The 16,383-nt window shown below is 60.0% G+C and carries 13 protein-coding genes, 1 tRNA gene and 1 pseudogene; 3 read left to right on the top strand and 12 right to left on the bottom strand.

The genetic code is table 11. The features are described from left to right. Positions 1-443: 443 nt before the first annotated feature. From DWW12_RS09095 to disA, 7 genes are all read right to left on the bottom strand, one after another. A tRNA-Thr gene (locus DWW12_RS09095) sits at positions 444-518 on the bottom strand. A 224-nt stretch (positions 519-742) separates the two neighbouring features. Further along, positions 743-1,420, bottom strand: a complete 678-nt coding sequence (locus DWW12_RS09090; RefSeq protein ID WP_117855778.1) for an NYN domain-containing protein — start codon at positions 1,418-1,420, stop codon at positions 743-745. 3 nt (positions 1,421-1,423) lie between these two features. Next, on the bottom strand, positions 1,424-2,338 hold the full coding sequence (rlmB, locus tag DWW12_RS09085; RefSeq protein WP_117855777.1) for a 23S rRNA (guanosine(2251)-2'-O)-methyltransferase RlmB: 915 nt from the start codon (positions 2,336-2,338) through the stop codon (positions 1,424-1,426). 143 nt (positions 2,339-2,481) lie between these two features. After that, positions 2,482-3,948, bottom strand: coding sequence for a cysteine--tRNA ligase (cysS, locus tag DWW12_RS09080; protein WP_089572522.1), 1,467 nt, complete (start codon positions 3,946-3,948; stop codon positions 2,482-2,484). A gap of 3 nt (positions 3,949-3,951) precedes the next feature. Then, positions 3,952-4,446: a 2-C-methyl-D-erythritol 2,4-cyclodiphosphate synthase gene (gene ispF / locus DWW12_RS09075; RefSeq protein WP_006234975.1), complete on the bottom strand. Its 495-nt coding sequence runs from the start codon at positions 4,444-4,446 to the stop codon at positions 3,952-3,954. Next, complete coding sequence (ispD, locus tag DWW12_RS09070; protein ID WP_117563797.1) at positions 4,436-5,164, bottom strand: 2-C-methyl-D-erythritol 4-phosphate cytidylyltransferase; 729 nt, start codon at positions 5,162-5,164, stop codon at positions 4,436-4,438. Before ispD ends, ispF begins: the two co-directional genes overlap by 11 nt. Next, positions 5,164-6,231: a DNA integrity scanning diadenylate cyclase DisA gene (gene disA, locus DWW12_RS09065; RefSeq protein WP_117855776.1), complete on the bottom strand. Its 1,068-nt coding sequence runs from the start codon at positions 6,229-6,231 to the stop codon at positions 5,164-5,166. Before disA ends, ispD begins: the two co-directional genes overlap by 1 nt. A 349-nt stretch (positions 6,232-6,580) precedes the next feature. Here disA and DWW12_RS09060 point away from each other — a divergent pair, with 349 nt between their 5' ends. The 3 genes and pseudogenes from DWW12_RS09060 to DWW12_RS09050 all read left to right on the top strand — a co-directional run bounded on the left by DWW12_RS09060 (position 6,581) and on the right by DWW12_RS09050 (position 9,024). Then, positions 6,581-7,159: a manganese efflux pump MntP family protein gene (locus DWW12_RS09060; protein WP_117855775.1), complete on the top strand. Its 579-nt coding sequence runs from the start codon at positions 6,581-6,583 to the stop codon at positions 7,157-7,159. A gap of 128 nt (positions 7,160-7,287) precedes the next feature. After that, entirely contained in the window at positions 7,288-7,719 is a 432-nt protein-coding gene (locus DWW12_RS09055) for a helix-turn-helix domain-containing protein (RefSeq protein ID WP_158551009.1), read from the top strand. Then, a pseudogene (locus tag DWW12_RS09050) lies at positions 7,720-9,024 on the top strand (type II toxin-antitoxin system HipA family toxin). It abuts the gene before it with no gap. Between the two features lie 126 nt (positions 9,025-9,150). On the opposite strand, the gene DWW12_RS09045 reads toward DWW12_RS09050, so the two are convergent. The 5 genes from DWW12_RS09045 to DWW12_RS09025 all read right to left on the bottom strand — a co-directional run bounded on the left by DWW12_RS09045 (position 9,151) and on the right by DWW12_RS09025 (position 16,269). Further along, complete coding sequence (locus DWW12_RS09045; protein ID WP_117855774.1) at positions 9,151-10,608, bottom strand: aminoacyl-histidine dipeptidase; 1,458 nt, start codon at positions 10,606-10,608, stop codon at positions 9,151-9,153. Positions 10,609-10,757: 149 nt separating this feature from the next. Further along, positions 10,758-11,279 (bottom strand): PIN domain-containing protein, encoded by a 522-nt coding sequence (locus DWW12_RS09040; RefSeq protein WP_117635965.1) that lies wholly within the window; start codon positions 11,277-11,279, stop codon positions 10,758-10,760. After that, the gene (locus tag DWW12_RS09035) at positions 11,276-11,635 is read right to left on the bottom strand and encodes a type II toxin-antitoxin system RelB/DinJ family antitoxin (RefSeq protein ID WP_099432102.1); all 360 of its coding nucleotides are present in this window, start codon (positions 11,633-11,635) and stop codon (positions 11,276-11,278) included. The genes DWW12_RS09040 and DWW12_RS09035 overlap by 4 nt, the downstream gene beginning before the upstream one ends. A 124-nt stretch (positions 11,636-11,759) precedes the next feature. Next, on the bottom strand, positions 11,760-14,402 hold the full coding sequence (locus DWW12_RS09030; RefSeq protein WP_117855773.1) for an ATP-dependent Clp protease ATP-binding subunit: 2,643 nt from the start codon (positions 14,400-14,402) through the stop codon (positions 11,760-11,762). A gap of 298 nt (positions 14,403-14,700) precedes the next feature. Beyond that, positions 14,701-16,269 carry a threonine/serine exporter ThrE family protein gene (locus DWW12_RS09025; protein WP_199570782.1) on the bottom strand — a complete coding sequence of 523 codons (1,569 nt, stop codon included), beginning with the start codon at positions 16,267-16,269 and terminating at the stop codon, positions 14,701-14,703. Between the last annotated feature and the right edge of the window lie 114 nt (positions 16,270-16,383).

Below are 16,383 nucleotides of genomic sequence, written 5' to 3'. Positions count from 1 at the left end.
CGACGGACCTCGGGACGCTCTTACACCACGTCTGCGCGCGCCACCCGCTCATTCACTAGGCGGGAGATTTTCCACGCTCGTATGTCCGGAAATCCTCGCTCAAACAGGATGACTGGGACCGGCCCGGCCTTTGTCTCGATCTGTAACATTTAGAGAACATTTTCTCCCCTATCTGTTACAGATCGAGATATTACGCAGAGACCTCCGCTTACGTCTCATTCTGTAACAGTAAGAAAGGTTTTCAGCTTCTTCGTGTTACAGATCGAGATGTTATCGGCCGTCCCTTGGCAATGTCTCGATCTGTAACTATAAGGAGGGTTTTCAGCCCGCCCGTGTTATAGATCGAGACAAACCTGAAGCTTGGTGGGAGTCAAACCCGCTGACATGTCAACATAAATAGAAACGGGCCCTGTCCCACAAGGGAACAGAGCCCGAAACTCTCATGGAGCCAGTGACAGGAATCGAACCTGCAACCCACTGATTACAAATCAGTTGCGCTACCGTTGCGCCACACTGGCACACTTGGCGCTTTCGCGCGAAGCCTGTTAAGGATAAAGGAATTGAGGATGGGGCGCAACAGGCCCTTCGACCGACCACATCTCAAAACTATTCGCCAGAACGAATAGTTTCGTCTGTTCGCCAAAACAAAAAACTATTCGTTTTGGCGATGGCAAGTCCACAATCCAATAACTACAAGCCAGTGAATTGACCAGCCGAGTAGCTGGTCTCTACAGATACTCCCCTACCGGCCACGAAGGGCCTTGAGCTTGGCCAGGGCATCGGGGCTCAGGCGACTGCCCAGAGTCATCTTGATCTGCGGAGCTTCCTCTGCCTCGTGAACGTCGTTATCGATCTGTTTGATCTCGTCCACCAGCATACGGCTCGAGATGCGCGTAACGCCCTTGCCCATGACGACAGCCTGGATCGTGCCGTCGCTCGATACCACGGAGCACGCGCGACCTTCCCCGCGTGCCTCGATGCAGAGCTTTTGCACCACGGTATCGGCAGAGACACCCGTCGGCGAAAACTCGATGCGCACGCCGCGGGCCGGCAGGTTGGGGCGCTCGTTGGAGATGTTGCCCGCGCCGTCGAACACGATCACGGCCTCGTAACGGCCCTGGGCAAACGCCGCGACATCGTTGATAAGCGCAGTACGAGCCATATCGTGGACGTCGCTGGAATATGGATCGTCGGAATGGTCGTAGACGAGCTTTTCGTAGCGCGGCGTGCAGTGAATCACGTTGTAGCCGTCGACCACCAGCAGCTCGGGCTTATTGGAGTGCACCGTCGAGACCGGATCGGCGATGGCCTGCGCAAACGCATTGCCGCCCACACCATAAGTCGCGGCCGAAACGATCGGCTTGGCCGAGCCCTCGCCAAAGCGCTTGGCCTTGGACTTGGCGCGGTTCTTCTTGGACATGCGCTACTCCTCCCCCATGAGCTCGCCGGCATTGCGGCGCAACCACTCAAAGCACAGCGCAGTGGTCGCCTGGGCAACATTGAGACTCTCGGTCATGCCGCGCTGGGGAAGCTTGGTCAAAAAGTCGCATTTCTCAAGCACCAGGCGCGAGATGCCGTCGCCCTCGGAGCCCATGACGAGCGCAACGCGGCCCTCGAAGGGAGCATCCCAGCAGCTGCCCTCGGCGTGCTCGGAAGCACCGCCCACCCAAAAGCCGGCGGCCTTGAGGTCGTCGAGCGCTCGAGCGATGTTGGGAACCTGTGCGATGGGCAGATGCATAACGGCGCCGGCAGAGGTCTTGTAGCTGCCGACGGTCACACCGGCGGCGCGCTTGTTGGCAATGATGACGCCCGCCGCGCCCACGACCTCGGCAGAGCGCACGATGGCGCCAAAGTTACCGTCGTCGGTCACGTGGTCGAGCACGACGACAAGAGCCGGACCCTCGCCCGCGCGGTCGAGGATATCGGCAACATCGGCATAGGGGAAGTTGCCCACCTCGAGCGCAATGCCCTGGTGAGCGCCATGGCTCGACAGCGCATCGAGCTGCGCGCGCGGCACATACTTAATGCGGACACCCGCGGCGTTGAGATCGTCGACCAGGCGCGACAAGGCAGCATCGCGCTCCCCGCCCTCGGCGATGAGCGCGCACTTGACGGGAAAACCAGTGCGCAGCGCCTCGGCGGCAGCACGACGACCTTCGATAAACTCGCCCTTGGGAGCCTGGACAGCGTCGCGGTTGCGATCGCGCTGCGGACGTGCGGCCTGGGCGCGATCGCGCTGGCCCTTGGAAGCAGCAGCGCGATCATTTCGGCGAATCGGACGCGAGCCAGAAGCGGCCTGCTTGCCGCCACGAGGTGCACGCTTGCGATTGTCGGCCATAAGACGGCCTCCTTAAATAGAAAACGAACAAGAATCGACCGTCCGAGCCACGGCACCTTGCCTTTCAATCGTCGGGCATGACCACCAGGTCTATGCCCTCCTCTTTCAAGGCAATCTGCCGCACCTCGAACGGTCGACAAATACTAGAGACTCTTAATACGAGTACCGGCGGCAGTATCCTCGATCGTCAGCCCGAGGTCCTTGAGCTGGTCGCGGATGGCGTCGGCCAGATCCCAGTTCTTGGCGGCACGGGCCTCGGCACGGGCCTCGAGAATCTTGGCAGCGGCCTCGTCCACGTCGTCACCCGTGTAGGCGACCAGGCCGGCGGCAACGCCCAGCAGGCCCAGCGGCAACTCGACCTTGGGCTCGGGGAGCTCGACGCCAAACGTATCGAGCAGCTCGACCAGCGTATCGGCAGCAGCAAGCGCAGCGGCCTTGTCGGCAGCATCGCCCGCCTGCTCCAGGTACTGGTTGCACTCGGTCACAAAGCCAAAGACAGCACCCATGGCACCGGCAGTGTTAAAGTCGTCGTCCATGCACTCCTTAAAGGCGGCACGGGTCTCGGCGGCCTTGGCGGCAAACGCCTCAGATGCTGCCTCATCGGCATCGGCCGCCGCATGGTTCGCGGCCCAGCGCAGGTTCTCGACCGTACCGGCGATACGCGTAAGCGAGTTCTCGGCACCCTCCAGGCGCTCCCAAGAAAAGTCGAGCGGCGAGCGATAGCTCGTCTGCAGCATCAGCAGGCGCAGGGCCGCAGCAGAGTGCTGTTCGAGCACCTCGGCCAGCGTAAAGAAGTTTCCGAGCGACTTGGACATCTTCTCGCCGTCTACCAGCAGCATGCCCGTGTGCATCCAGGTGTTGGAGAAACCCTGGTGCCAGGCGCAGGTGGCCTGGGCACACTCGTTCTCGTGATGCGGGAAGGCAAGGTCGGAGCCGCCGCCGTGGATGTCGATCGGGGTGCCCAGGTAGCGATGCACCATGGCGGCGCACTCGGTGTGCCAACCGGGACGGCCTTCGCCCCAGGGGCTCGGCCAGCTGGGTTCGCCGGGCTTAGCGGCCTTCCACAGGGCAAAGTCGAGCGGGTCGTTCTTGTCCTCGTTCTCCTCGATGCGCGCGCCAACCATCAGATCGTCGATGTTGCGGCCCGAAACCTGACCATAGTTGGGATCGCTGCGCACGGCAAAGTACACGTCGCCGTTATCGGCGGCGTAGGCATGGCCCTGCTCGATAAGCGTCTTGATCATAGCGATCATGGGGCCGATCTCCTTGGTGGCGCGGGGGCGCACATCGGGATCGAGCACGTTGGCGGCACGCATGACGCCGATGAACTTGTCGGAGAACTCGGTCGCGACCTCGGCGGCCGTGCGGCCCTGCTCGTTGGCGCGCTTGATGATCTTGTCATCGACATCGGTGAGGTTCTGGGCGAACGTGACCTCGTAGCCGCTCGCGATGAGCCAGCGACGAATCACGTCAAAGCTGATGAACGTGCGAGCATTGCCGATGTGGATGTTGTCGTAGACCGTGGGGCCGCACACGTACATGCGGACCTTGCCGGACTCGATGGGCTGGAACTCTTCCTTTTTATGGGTAGCGCTGTTGTAGATACGCATTCGTTACTCCTTAACGGTTTTCTGTAGCAGGCAGACGGCCCAGGCGCCAATTCCCTCGCCCTGGCCTTCCCAACCGAGCTTTTCGGTCGTGGTGGCGGCGACGCCCACGTTTTCGACGTCGACACCCAGGGCATGAGCAAGGTTGGCGCGCATGGCATCGCGGTGCGGAGTGATCTTGGGTTGCTGGCAGGCAATGGTGCAATCGGCATCGACAAACTCAAAGCCAAGCTCGCGCGCATAGTCCATCACGCGAGCGAGCAGCACCATCGAATCGGCACCCTCGTAGGCGGGATCGGTGTCGGGGAATAGCTTGCCGATATCTCCCCCGCGGCAGGCGCCCAGAATGGCGTCGGCCAAGGCGTGCGCGAGCACATCGGCATCCGAGTGGCCCAGCAGGCCGCGCTCGTAGGGAATGTCAACCCCGCCGATGATACATCGACGCCCCTCCACCAAACGGTGGACGTCGTAGCCGTGGCCAATGCGCAGGTTACTGAACATGGGGAAGGTCCTCTCCCTCGGCCATGCGACCAAGCAGAATCGCGGTTACGGGACGCAGGTCCTCGGGCACCGTCACCTTAAGGTTATCGCGCGGGCTCTGGACACAGCGGACGCGCCCGCCCATGCGCTCGACCAGCGAAGAATCGTCGGTCCCGATAAAGCCCTCGGCGATAGCTGCGGTGTGGGCGCGCTTCATGGCGTCGACGCTAAAGATCTGCGGTGTCTGCGCGGCCCAGTAGAGCTCACGCGGCGGCGTCTCGACGATATTGTCGCCGTCGACGATCTTGAGCGTGTCGATCGCGGGCTGACCGCATACGACACCGTCGAGGGCGCGGTCGTCCACAAGCACGTCGATCGCATGATCGATGGCCTCGGTCGTGATGAGCGGACGGGCGCCGTCGTGGATGGCGACATATTCGAAACCCGCCGGAACCGCATGCACGCCGGCACGGGTGGAATCCTGACGGGTATCGCCGGCATCGGCGAAGCTGATGGGCGTGTTATACGAATACGGGTCGATGGCCAGGCGGCGCATCTCGGCACGACGCTCGGCAGGGCAAACCACGACGATGTGGCCGACCTTATTGCTACGGTCAAATGCGCGGATGGACCAGCTCATAAGCGGACGGCCCGCTACATTGACGAGCTGCTTACCACCGGGGTTACCAAAGCGCTGGCCGCTGCCACCGGCAACGACCACGGCGCATACGGGCGCCATTATGCGTTCCCCTGTTTGGTACCCTTCATGCGGTACAGGGAGTCCGCAAGAATGGCAGGGTTGTTGACGCCAAAGTCGCCCAGGCGCTCCGGATCCTCGCTGATGTCATCCATGAGCTCCTGCAGCGAGCCGTACTCGTCGACGATCTTCTCGGCCACGCCGTCGCGCACGACGGACACGCGCGAAAGCGTGCGCAGGCCCAGCGGCGTCATGACGGAGTCCTCGTCCAGGTCGTCGTAACCCAGAACCGCCGCCACATGCTGTGGGTCGGACAGGTCCTTAGGCGTCATACGGCTCAGGTTGGCGCGGATCTTTTCGGCATTGGCCTCGGAGGAATCACTCGCATAGTCGCGAATCATCAGGTCGTACTCGGTATCCATGCTGGAGCCGGCGAGCTGCTCGAGCTGCATCTGCACGAGCTTGCCCCGGTTGCCCAGCTTGACAATGCAATCCTTAAGTTCGGTCTTTGCCTGCTGCATGATCTCGAAGCTCGAGAAAATCCCGGTAATGTCGGCGAGCGTAACGTAGTCGTCGAGCTCGAGGGCCGTCAGGCGCAGTAGGGAGCGGTCGAGCGACTGACGGGTAGTCTGGAGCGTGGCGACGAGCTGGTTGACCGAGCTCATGATGGTGGTGACGGGCTGGATCTCATAGCTCTTGCCGTGAACGTACACGTTGACGACGGCACGACGGGCCGAGACCGAGATCACGATGGCATCGGTGAGCACCGACATGCGAGCGGCAGTGCGGTGACGCATGCCCGTCTCGCTCGTGGCAAGCGAGGGATCGGGATTGAGGTGGAAGTTGGCGCGCAGGATCTGGGTGAGGTCGCCGTCGATAACGATGGCACCGTCCATCTTGGAGAGCTCGAACAGGCGGTTCGAGGTGAACGAAATGTTGAGTGGGAAGCCGTCGTTACCGGCAGCGAGCACGTTTTCGGTGTCGCCGACGCAGATAAGGGCACCCAGGTGACCGGCGATGATCATGTCGAGGGCGGTGCGGATCGGCTGACCAGGTGCCGTCAGGCGGATGGCCTGTTCCATACGCTTTTGCAGCTCGTTCTTATCCAAGGCATCGCTCCCATCGCATACGCTCCATAAACGCTAAATAGTTTCTCACGGTTTGTCCCCGCGGCGCTCGCGAAATCCGATGCTTACAGAATGAGCGAACACCGCTGAGAGCCTCAACCCAAATGAGCTGTTCATGTGGTAGCATCGGGATTCACATGAATGAGGGAGTAGTCGCGTGACCGGGTTCGCCTCCGGTGGCGCGGCAAGTCAACATACTGGCCGACACGGTCTGGCTTGCCTTAATGAACGAGACTCGTGGTTGTACGCGCGGCACGTACGCCACGGGTCTTTTTTGTTGCTCCCCTGTCAGAAGTACACGCGGGTTCGCCCGCAAGGAGGGAGCCAAACCATGGGACTCGTAGAGCTCGTGCTGCTCGCCATTGGCCTTTCGATGGACGCCTTTGCCGTATCCATCTGCAAGGGCCTTGGCATGAAGAAGATCAACCTTAAGGTCGCCGTAGTGCTCGGCCTGTTCTTTGGCGGCTTCCAGGCCGGCATGCCCGTGATCGGATGGGCGCTTGGCAGCCAGTTTATGGGCATCATCGGCCCCATCGACCATTGGATTGCCTTTATCCTTTTGGCCTTCATCGGCGGCAAAATGCTGTGGGAGGCTTTTACCGAGGACGAGGATGAAGGCGACGGCAAGAATGCCGAAAAGATTGAACTGAGCGAGTACCTGATCCTCGCCATCGCCACTTCAATCGACGCCCTGGCCGTGGGCATCTCGTTCGCCGCGCTTTCGGTCGACATCGTTCCCGCTGTATCGCTTATCGGCGTCACAACGTTTATCTTCTCCGTCGCCGGCGTAGCGATCGGCCACACCTTTGGCGCGCGCTACGAAAACCCTGCCACCATCGTGGGCGGCATCGTGCTCATCCTCATCGGACTTAAGATCTTGCTTGAGCATCTGGGGATTTTGGCGCTGTAACGCCAAACACAATCGCTCAAAACTCAACGCCAGTACAAGGCCTCATGCAAAGTTTTGCATGAGGCCTTTTCGTGCAGACTTTTGCATGTCATACTGATATGCAAAAGTCTGCACGTTAGGAGATCGCCGTGAATACCCTTCCCATCACCACACCGCGCCAAGCTGGCATCTACGTGCGCCAGGCACGCGAGGCTCAGGGTCTCACCCGTGCCGCCCTCGCCAAAACGGCCAGTGTTTCAGAGCGCCTGCTCGCATCGCTCGAGCTAGGAGACGCCACCGGCATTCGACTCGACAAGTTGCTGTCCGTCTTTAACGCACTCGGCATAGGTCTCTTTGCGCAAAGCGATAACGACTCCATCGCATCGCCCTCCGAACATCCGACGACGAAAGCGGATCTCCCTATCGCGAACTCGAATGCCCTGCCAAAGCCAAGCGTAGGCAGACGACCCGCTCGACAGGGAACGCCATCTTCCTATGGTGCCTTGCTGGCCCAAATCGCAGCCGAGCAAGGCCTTTCCGACACTTCAGACCTCTCCTTTGACTGTAAGGTTGTGAAATAAATGGCAGAGATGGAGCTTGCGACCCTCATTTGTGGCGAAATCGCAGGCACTCTCCGGCAAGACGAGCATGGACTCTGCAGCTTTGTATACGCCCCAACCTATCGCGGAACACCACTATCGCTTACAATGCCGCTTTCCAATCGCACGTATGGCCATAACATCGTCCGCCCGTTCCTATTTGGCCTTTTGCCCGACAGCCAAGAGCAGCGTCGCGCTATTGCCGCCGAGCATGACGTTGCATCCAACAACCCCGTCGCCCTCTTGTGCCATATCGGTCTTGACTGCGCAGGGGCCGTTCAGTTTTGTCGAACCGATCAATTAGGCGCCGCCCGCGGCAGGGTCTCGGCATACCGCCCGCTTACCAATTCTCAAATCGCTCACAAGCTCAAAGCAATTCGCGATGACGAAAGAGAGACATGGATGGGCTCCAACGAAAGCTGGTCCCTGGGCGGCAACCAAGGCAAATTTGCACTAGCTTGGCATGATGGCCAATGGTGCGAATGTCTAGGGTCATCCCCCACTACCCATATCTTCAAAAATGGTGTCGTTGGGTTCAAACATCAGGCCTTAAACGAATTCGTCTGCATGAAAACGGCTCGGCGTGTTGGCATTCCAACTGCCAACGTCTCCTATTGCACATTTTAAGACGAAGCCGCGCTCGTCGTTGAACGGTACGACAGAATGGTCAATAGCAGCGGAAATATCGAAAGGCTGCATCAGGAGGACTTTTGCCAGGCGCTCGGTGTATTGCCAAGCCAGAAATACACCGCCGACGGAGGACCAACCACACGAGACATCCAAGAACGACTGATTAACACAGTCCCCCACCACATGAATCTTGTGCTTTTTACCTATATGTTGTTCTATAACGCCATTATCGGAGCGCCTGACGCACACGCTAAAAACTACTCGCTCATCCTAGGTAAAGGCACAAACGCAGCGCTCGCACCCATGTACGATGTCGCATCGGGCTTGGCGTACGAGCGTATGCGCCGCCGGGCGCGCCTTGCCATGAGCGTTGGCGGCGAAAATCGAGTGGGGCGCATCGGTCCAGGCGCTATCCGCCGATACCACGGTATGGGCGACCCCGCGCTGGAGGCGGCGCTCACCGATGCCGGGCTATCCGAGAAGTTTTGCTTTGCGACCATGATGGACCTCGCCTACGAGGTGCCCATTTGCATGGAAGAGATCATGGACGAACACGCCGACCTGCCCGGCATGGCGGACCTGCGCGAGCACATGCTCGGCCCCGTCCGCGAAAACTGCCAGCGCACCCTCGACCTCATCAAGGCGGATATGGGCTAGGCGCCAATCAATCCACATTTCTTAAAAGAAGAGGGGGGGCACCCGTCGCAAAAGTTCGGATGCCCCCTCTCGTAATGTCATTTGCAATCCGCTAGCACGTGGCTCGAACTGCTGCTAGCGCGACCCTTACGCGGCAAGGCGCTTGAGGACGTCGATGAGCAGCTCGTAGAAGCGCTCGGCAGAAGCGAGCTCCATGCTCTCGTCCGGGGTGTGGACATCGGAGAGCGTCGGGCCCACGGCGATGGCGTCCAGGCCGTGCAGGGCCTCAGCAAACAGGCCGCACTCAAGGCCGGCGTGAATGGACTCGATGCGCAGCTCGGAGCCAAAGAGCTCGCGATAGCTCTCGACGAAGATGTCGCGGACCGGCGAATGCTCGGCATAGCTCCAGCCGGGATACTCGAACTCGAACTTGGCGTCGAAGCCCAAGACATCGGCCAGCGTCTGCAGGCGGTCCTTGAACTCGTTCTGCAGCGAGGTGATCGAGGAGCGCGGGGACAGCATGATCTTGACCTGGTCGTCGGAAGTGGCGACCACGCCGATGTTGGAGGAAACCTCGACGGAGCCGTCGGTGGCGACGTTGCGGCGAATCACGCCGTTAGGGGCAAGATGCAGGGCGCGGATGAGGGCAAGCGCGGACTTCTGATCCATGGCCTCGACCTCGGCGTCGTCGGCAATCTCGACGGTGCAGGTAAAGCCGGGGTCGAAGACCTCGAGCTCGGCAGTGACGTCGGCGATGATGTCCTTTGCGATCTGGGCCGCGGCCTCGGCGGCAGCGTGGTCGGCGTAAACCAGCTCGGCCTTGCACTCACGGTTGATGGCGTTGTCCTTAGTGCCGCCGTTAAAGCTAACGATGGCGGGCTCGCCGGCGACCATCAGGCGGTCGATGATGCGGGCCATGATGAGGTTGCCGTTGCCGCGCTCCAGGTTGATATCGTTGCCGGAATGACCACCCAGTAGGCCGGAGATGTCGAGCGTGAGGGTGCTGCCGGTCTTGTGCTCGCGCACGATGGGGCAGGTGTAGGTAACAACGACGCCGCCAGCGCAGCTGACGGTGGCAACGCCCTCTTCCTCGGAGTCAAGGTTAATCATGGTGCGGGCGCTAATCTGGGACTTGTCGAGCGTCTCGGCGCCGACCAGGCCAGTCTCCTCGTCGGTGGTGAATACGCACTCGAGGGCGGGGTGAGCAATCGAATCGTCGTTGAGCACAGTAAGCATCAGAGCGACAGCAATACCGTTGTCGGCGCCCAGGGTGGTGCCGTTAGCGGTGAGGACGCCGTCCTTCACGACCAGGTCGATACCGTCGGTCGTAAAGTCGTGCTCAACAGAGCCCAACTTGTCGCACACCATATCGATGTGGCCCTGCAGCATCACAGTCGGGGCATTCTCGGCGCCGGCAGAAGCGGGCTTGCGAATGATGACGTTGTAGACCTCGTCCTGGTACACATCGAGGCCGCGCTCCTTGGCAAACGCAACCAGGAAATCGCTGATGCCCTTCTCGTTGCCAGACCCACGGGGGATCGCGCTGACCTCCTCAAAGAAATGGAACAGCTGGGCGGGCTCGTAGCCGGTAATCTTGTAGTCCATGGTGCCTCCTTGGCGCAACTGGTTAGACAAGTAAGATATGCGACTTGTATATTCCCAGACTTTGCGTGCATAAACCAGTCGAAAACGCCGAGCGCCCTTGCATCATCGGCTAACGGTGAGGAAACGCCACTTTATCAAGGTAAAGCAAGCTAGACGGGCCGTGCAGAGGGAACGTTGGACCCCCCAACCAACCTCAACGCCTGTTGAACATTAATGCATACACCATTGGTATGTTTAATAAGATTCTTGTCCTCCGTCACGACGTAATCGGCATCAATGCGATTGGCGACGCCCAGCATCAGGTCGTCCTCAAAGTCATTGTGGTGGTACTTGAACACAAAGGAGTCGAAGACCTCGTCTGCACCGACCGGGGCGATGAGGGCTAGCTCGCGCATCTGTCGAACGCATGCCCAGGCCGTTTCGTCTGCCGCCGCAATGGCGTTATCGCTCAGTGAGCCAGTCTTTCTTCGGCACTCCTGCTTGATTGCCGCCGAGACAAGATATGAAACGTCTTTGACCGAAAGCGACGAGGCAAACAGGGCAATCCGCTCCGAGGCGTCGGCAATCTCGATCAGATGGACGACATTTGCCGTACGGTCGGACCTGCCAGAAAAATAATCCATCCATACGTTGGTATCGATTAACAGCTTGAGGACGCCTTCTGTGCTCATAGTTCCACCCACTCGGGATAGCGCTCCGCCATGGCCTCCTCATAGAGGTCGTCATAGTCTCCCGAGAACTCAGGGATGGGGATGCCGTATTTGAGGCACGAATCGCGAACGATATGGCTGCCTTGCGCGGCCCTTGACTCCATGCGCCGGGGCTCCACTCCGTCAGAAACCGGAGCCGCCGCGTCTCCCTTCGAGGGCATGCGTCCGTTAACGACCAGATACTCCCAAAGTGTCCGAACGGCTTGTGACGGCGTCATGCCAATATGAGTCAGGACGGCGTCTCCCGCCTCTTTGAGCTGGCGATCTATACGCACGTTCATCTGAACTGGCCGCGTGTCGAGTATTGACGTAGGCATATCAGCTCCTTTGCTATACTATATCTCGATTTTAGTATAGCACGGCAGATTGAAGCGCATTTCAATAGAAATGAGGGCGCTTCCTTATCGGAAACGCCCCCGTTATACAAGGTATGTTCAATCCCTACAGCGCACCAGAGCCGGCTTGCATCATGCCACCGGGGCCCGAGGTCACGCCGCCGCTCACGGGCGCGGCGTTGCCGGTGTGCGGTGCCGCCGGGGCGGTATCGCCACCGAGCGTACCTGCCGGACGCCGCGCCGGAATCTCGCCCGTGCCGTGGCTAAAGACGAACTTGCCATCGGCCACGTCGCACAGGACGGTATCGCCCTCGCCCCACTCACCGGCCAGAAGCTCCTCGGACAGCGGGTCCTCGATGAGCTTTTGAATAGCACGGCGCAGCGGACGCGCACCGTTGGTGAGGTCGGTGCCCTCGGCCACGATCTTGTCATAGGCCGCATCGGTGAGCTTGATGTTCATGCCGTTGGCAATCAAACGCTGACGCAGGTCGTCCACCAGCAGGTGCGCGATCTTGGTGAGATTCTCGCCCGAGAGCTTCTGGAACACCACGATGTCATCGATGCGGTTGAGCAGCTCGGGGCGGAACAGGCGCTTGAGCTCGCCCATCGCGCGGCCGCGGATCTCACTCGAGGTGAGGCCCTGCTCGCCGGTGGTGCCAAAGCCAACGCTCGCATCCTGTGCGATCTCGCGGGCGCCCACGTTGGACGTCATGATGATCACGGTGTTGCGGAAGTCGACCGTCTTGCCCTGGCTATCAGTCAGGCGACCCTCCTCCAGCACCTGCAGCAGGATGTTGAAGATATCGGGGTGTGCCTTCTCGATCTCGTCGAACAGCACGACCGAGTACGGGTGGCGACGAACGGCCTTGGTGAGCTGGCCGCCCTCGTCGTGACCGACGTAACCCGGAGGGCTGCCGATGAGCTTGGAAACCTCGAACTCGCTACCGAACTCGGACATGTCGAAGCTGATGAGCGCGTCCTTGCTGCCAAAGAGGTACTCGGCGAGCGTCTTGGCGAGCTCGGTCTTGCCCGTGCCGGTGGGACCCAGGAAGATAAAGCTACCGCCGGGGCGACGCGGGTCCTTGAGCGGCGAGCGGCTGCGGCGCACGGCCTTGGCAACGGCCTCGACAGCCTCATCCTGACCGATGATGCGCATCTTGAGCACGCTTTCTGCCTGCAGCAGGCGACGGCTCTCGCTCTCGGTAAGCGAGGACACCGGCACGCCCGAAGTCACGGACACGATATCGGCGATCTGACTCACATCGATGGTGAGCGGGCTGGCGTCGAGCTCGGCGGTCCAGGCAGCCTTGGCCTCGGCGAGTTCGATCTCGGCAGCCTTCTGCTGCTCGGTGATCTCGGCGGCCTTGTTCATGTCGTCGCTCTCGGTGGCCTCCTGCGCGGCGGCCTTGAGCTCCTCTATGCGATGCTCGGCCTCGCGCACCGGCTCGGGCGCGCGGTTGGCGGCGATGCGGGCGCGGGCACCGGCCTCGTCAATGAGGTCGATGGCCTTATCGGGCAGGAAGCGATCCTGGATGTAGCGGTTGGAAAGGTTCGCGGCGGCCTCGATAGCACCCTGCGTATAGCGCACATGGTGGTGCTCCTCGTAGCGCGGCTTGAGCGCGGTCAGGATCTTGACCGTGTCCTCGACGCTCGGCTCCTCGACATCGATGGTCTGGAAGCGACGCTCGAAGGCCGGGTCCTTGGTGAGGTACTTGCGGAATTCCTCGGCCGTGGTGGCGCCGATAATCTGGAAGGCACCGCGCGCGAGCACGGGCTTGAGCATGGAGCTCGCGTCGATGGAGCCCTCGGCAGAACCGGCACCGATGATGGTGTGCATCTCATCGATAAACAAGATGACGTCGTCGGCCTCGGTTGCCTCCTGGATCACGTTCTTGAGGCGCTCCTCGAACTCACCGCGATACTTGGCGCCCGCAACGAGACCCGGCAGGTCGAGCGTCCAGATATTCTGGTTCATGAGGTTCTCGGGCACGTTGCCGGCAGCAATCTGTTGCGCCAGTCCCTCGACGATGGCCGTTTTGCCCACGCCGGGATCGCCCAGGATAAGAGGGTTGTTCTTGGTGCGGCGCGAAAGGATCTCCATCATACGCTGGACTTCCTTTTCGCGGCCGATCACCGGATCGAGTTCGCCGTCGCGTGCCTTCTGCGTAAGGTTGGTCGCGAACTGCTTAAGTGTATCGGTGCCGCTCCCCTTTTGCTGGGAGGCATCCGAGCCGCTAAAGAACGGCAGGCCCGTACCGGGACGACCAGCACCGGCGCCAGCGAGCGGGCGCTTCTTATCCTGGTCCTTGGCGGTGAGTTTCTCGATAGCCTTTTTGATGGAGGCGGACGACACACCCAGGCGCATGAGGATGTCCATGGCCATGCCGTTGCCCTCTTCGACGATGCCGATCAGCAAGTGCTCGGTCGACACGTAGGTCTGGTTGTTTTCACGCGCCACGCGGAATGAACGCTCCATCACGCTAATGACGAGCGGCGTAAAGGCGAGCTTGGCCGCCTCGGTCTCCTCACTGGGCTCGGGAACCGTGGTCTGGACCTCTTTAAGAGTATCCATGATGTCGTCGTAGGAGATATCGAGCGAACGCAGTGCCTCGGCGGCAATGCCCTCGTCCTCCTTGGCGAGTGCGAGCAGCAGGTGCTCGGTACCCACCTTATTTGAGTGAAGATCGAGCGCTTCTTGCTTGGCCATGGACATGACCTTGCGCGCGCGATCGGTAAAACGGTCTAACATGCTAGTTCCTCTTAGACGAGCTAGTTTTTTCAAACGCAAAGCGCCGCCCGCGGCAGCGCTTTGGTCTCTTTACCCATATGGAGTATATGTTAACCGTTGGGACCTTTCCTGCCCGTAGCCGCGCGACAACGTCTACAAAAAAGGAATTGCCAGGTGCCTCTGCATCGGCCCAACGAGCGTGGATTTTCGGACACCCATTCCACGAGCGTGGATAATCTCCCGTCTTGAGCCCGTAAACAGGCCAAAAACGGGAGATTATCCACGTTCATGTTTTGCGGATCAGTTTCATTTGCACCAATTAGCTGGTGTGGCGCCAGCGGGGGTCGGTGAGGGTTCTCGCCACACCCAGGCCAACGGGCAGAAACGCCACAATGAGCACCGCACGCACAAACCAGCCGAGCATATTGACCGTGTCGAAGGTGCACATGTAATACATCGAGCGATACAGATACAAGCCCGGCACCATAATGACAATCGATGGCACCGTGAGGGCGATACGTGGGTAGGTGAGCTTGATTTCGGCTAAGCTCGCGAGCAGGCCCGATACCAGCGCACCGATAAACGCTGCTGCCTCGGGAGGCATACCTAAGCTCAGGCCCAGGAAGGGAAACAGCGCCGGCGCATCGACAAGGGTCAGACGCAATGTATTGGACACGGCGCCGATCAGACCGGCCGCCGCGGCCATCTTTAGCGGGCTGTTGAACATAACCGAGAAGCCAAATACACCGACGAAGCTCATCACCACACGCAAGAGTGTAAGAGCCAACGGCGAGAGCCCGAGCGGGGCAAAGTCATCCGGCGCCAGCCCCACACACTCGGCAACCATCCAGCCTACGAGGGTCGCCATCACAATAATCGACACGGCATACGAAAGACGCTCAATGCCGCTTCGCATATCGAGCTTAGCGATGTCGAGGCCTGCCGTAATGAGGGGAAAGCCGGGAATCACAAAGAGCATGGCGCCGATATAGCCTTCTTGGTGCGACATTGCCCCCGGTACGACCTGGCCAAGGCCGAGCAATGCCAGCAGATACGAAACGCAAGCGAGCGCAACGCCGATCGTCAGCGCGCTAAACTGGCCAAGGCCTTGCTTGAGAATATGGGAGCGAGCAAAGTTGCCGACACCAGCGCCCACAAATGCACAAGCCATCTCGATAGGGCCGCCGCCGAGCAAAAAGACGAAGGCGCCGCAAGCACAGGCTGCCGCAAGGCCCTGTTGCCAGGGAGAGTAATCGGGCTTTGAGCTCTCAACGGTCCTGAGCATCTCGTGATACTCGTGTACCGTGAAGCGACGACCATAGGTCTCGATTTCCTTGAGGAAACTCTCCATCATCCAAATGCGATGGGTATTGACTCCCGTTGTGGGCAGGCTGACAACCTCGTTAAAGCAGTGGCCATCTTCGATGCAAGTGCACTCAAACGACAGAAGACTCAGGTCGACGTGAATCGTGACGCCGAGTACGGCAGCAACACGATTCATGGTATCGCGTACACGCCAGGCACCCGTTCCGCTCGCGAGCATAAGCATACCGGTGCGGCAGATGATGGATGACTTATCGGTGAGCGGCGCATCGACGGCAAGCTCATCGCCTGCCGTCACGATCTGGTGCCAGTCAGTTTTCATATGGAGTGCGCCGGCGCGAACACCGTGGTGCATGGGGGCTCTCGAAAGCAGCGAGTCAAGGCGCGAAGACTGTGGGGGCTCCGTTGATTCGTCCTCAACCTCATCAGTCTCTTCATCGACCAGATCAAATGAGTCAAGCGATGCCGGCTCGCGACGATCGATTAGTTCCTCATCCTCATCGTCAAAGTAATTGAACTGATCGAGCATGTCCTCTTCGATTGCATGCTCGCTCGCGTCGTCCATATAGACGCTCCCTTCCTACCGACTAACCCCCATCCTAGGCAGCAACGGCTAAAGGAAACATAAAAGAGGTTGATTTCCGATCTCAGCCGAACACATTGAGCAAATAGGTCGTTC

Source organism: Collinsella sp. AF14-35, assembly GCF_003464565.1.
GTDB lineage: Bacteria > Actinomycetota > Coriobacteriia > Coriobacteriales > Coriobacteriaceae > Collinsella.
This window is presented reverse-complemented; position numbering and strand designations above follow the sequence as displayed.

What these genes read in the sequence shown, in the direction of transcription:
- DWW12_RS09090 (WP_117855778.1), bottom strand. Translation starts at nt 1,420, where the DNA reads ATGTCCAAGAAGAACCGCGCCAAGTCCAAGGCCAAGCGCTTTGGCGAG.
- rlmB (WP_117855777.1), bottom strand. Translation starts at nt 2,338, where the DNA reads ATGGCCGACAATCGCAAGCGTGCACCTCGTGGCGGCAAGCAGGCCGCT.
- cysS (WP_089572522.1), bottom strand. Translation starts at nt 3,948, where the DNA reads ATGCGTATCTACAACAGCGCTACCCATAAAAAGGAAGAGTTCCAGCCC.
- ispF (WP_006234975.1), bottom strand. Translation starts at nt 4,446, where the DNA reads ATGTTCAGTAACCTGCGCATTGGCCACGGCTACGACGTCCACCGTTTG.
- ispD (WP_117563797.1), bottom strand. Translation starts at nt 5,164, where the DNA reads ATGGCGCCCGTATGCGCCGTGGTCGTTGCCGGTGGCAGCGGCCAGCGC.
- DWW12_RS09060 (WP_117855775.1), top strand. Translation starts at nt 6,581, where the DNA reads ATGGGACTCGTAGAGCTCGTGCTGCTCGCCATTGGCCTTTCGATGGAC.
- DWW12_RS09045 (WP_117855774.1), bottom strand. Translation starts at nt 10,608, where the DNA reads ATGGACTACAAGATTACCGGCTACGAGCCCGCCCAGCTGTTCCATTTC.
- DWW12_RS09040 (WP_117635965.1), bottom strand. Translation starts at nt 11,279, where the DNA reads ATGAGCACAGAAGGCGTCCTCAAGCTGTTAATCGATACCAACGTATGG.
- DWW12_RS09035 (WP_099432102.1), bottom strand. Translation starts at nt 11,635, where the DNA reads ATGCCTACGTCAATACTCGACACGCGGCCAGTTCAGATGAACGTGCGT.
- DWW12_RS09030 (WP_117855773.1), bottom strand. Translation starts at nt 14,402, where the DNA reads ATGTTAGACCGTTTTACCGATCGCGCGCGCAAGGTCATGTCCATGGCC.
- DWW12_RS09025 (WP_199570782.1), bottom strand. Translation starts at nt 16,269, where the DNA reads ATGGACGACGCGAGCGAGCATGCAATCGAAGAGGACATGCTCGATCAG.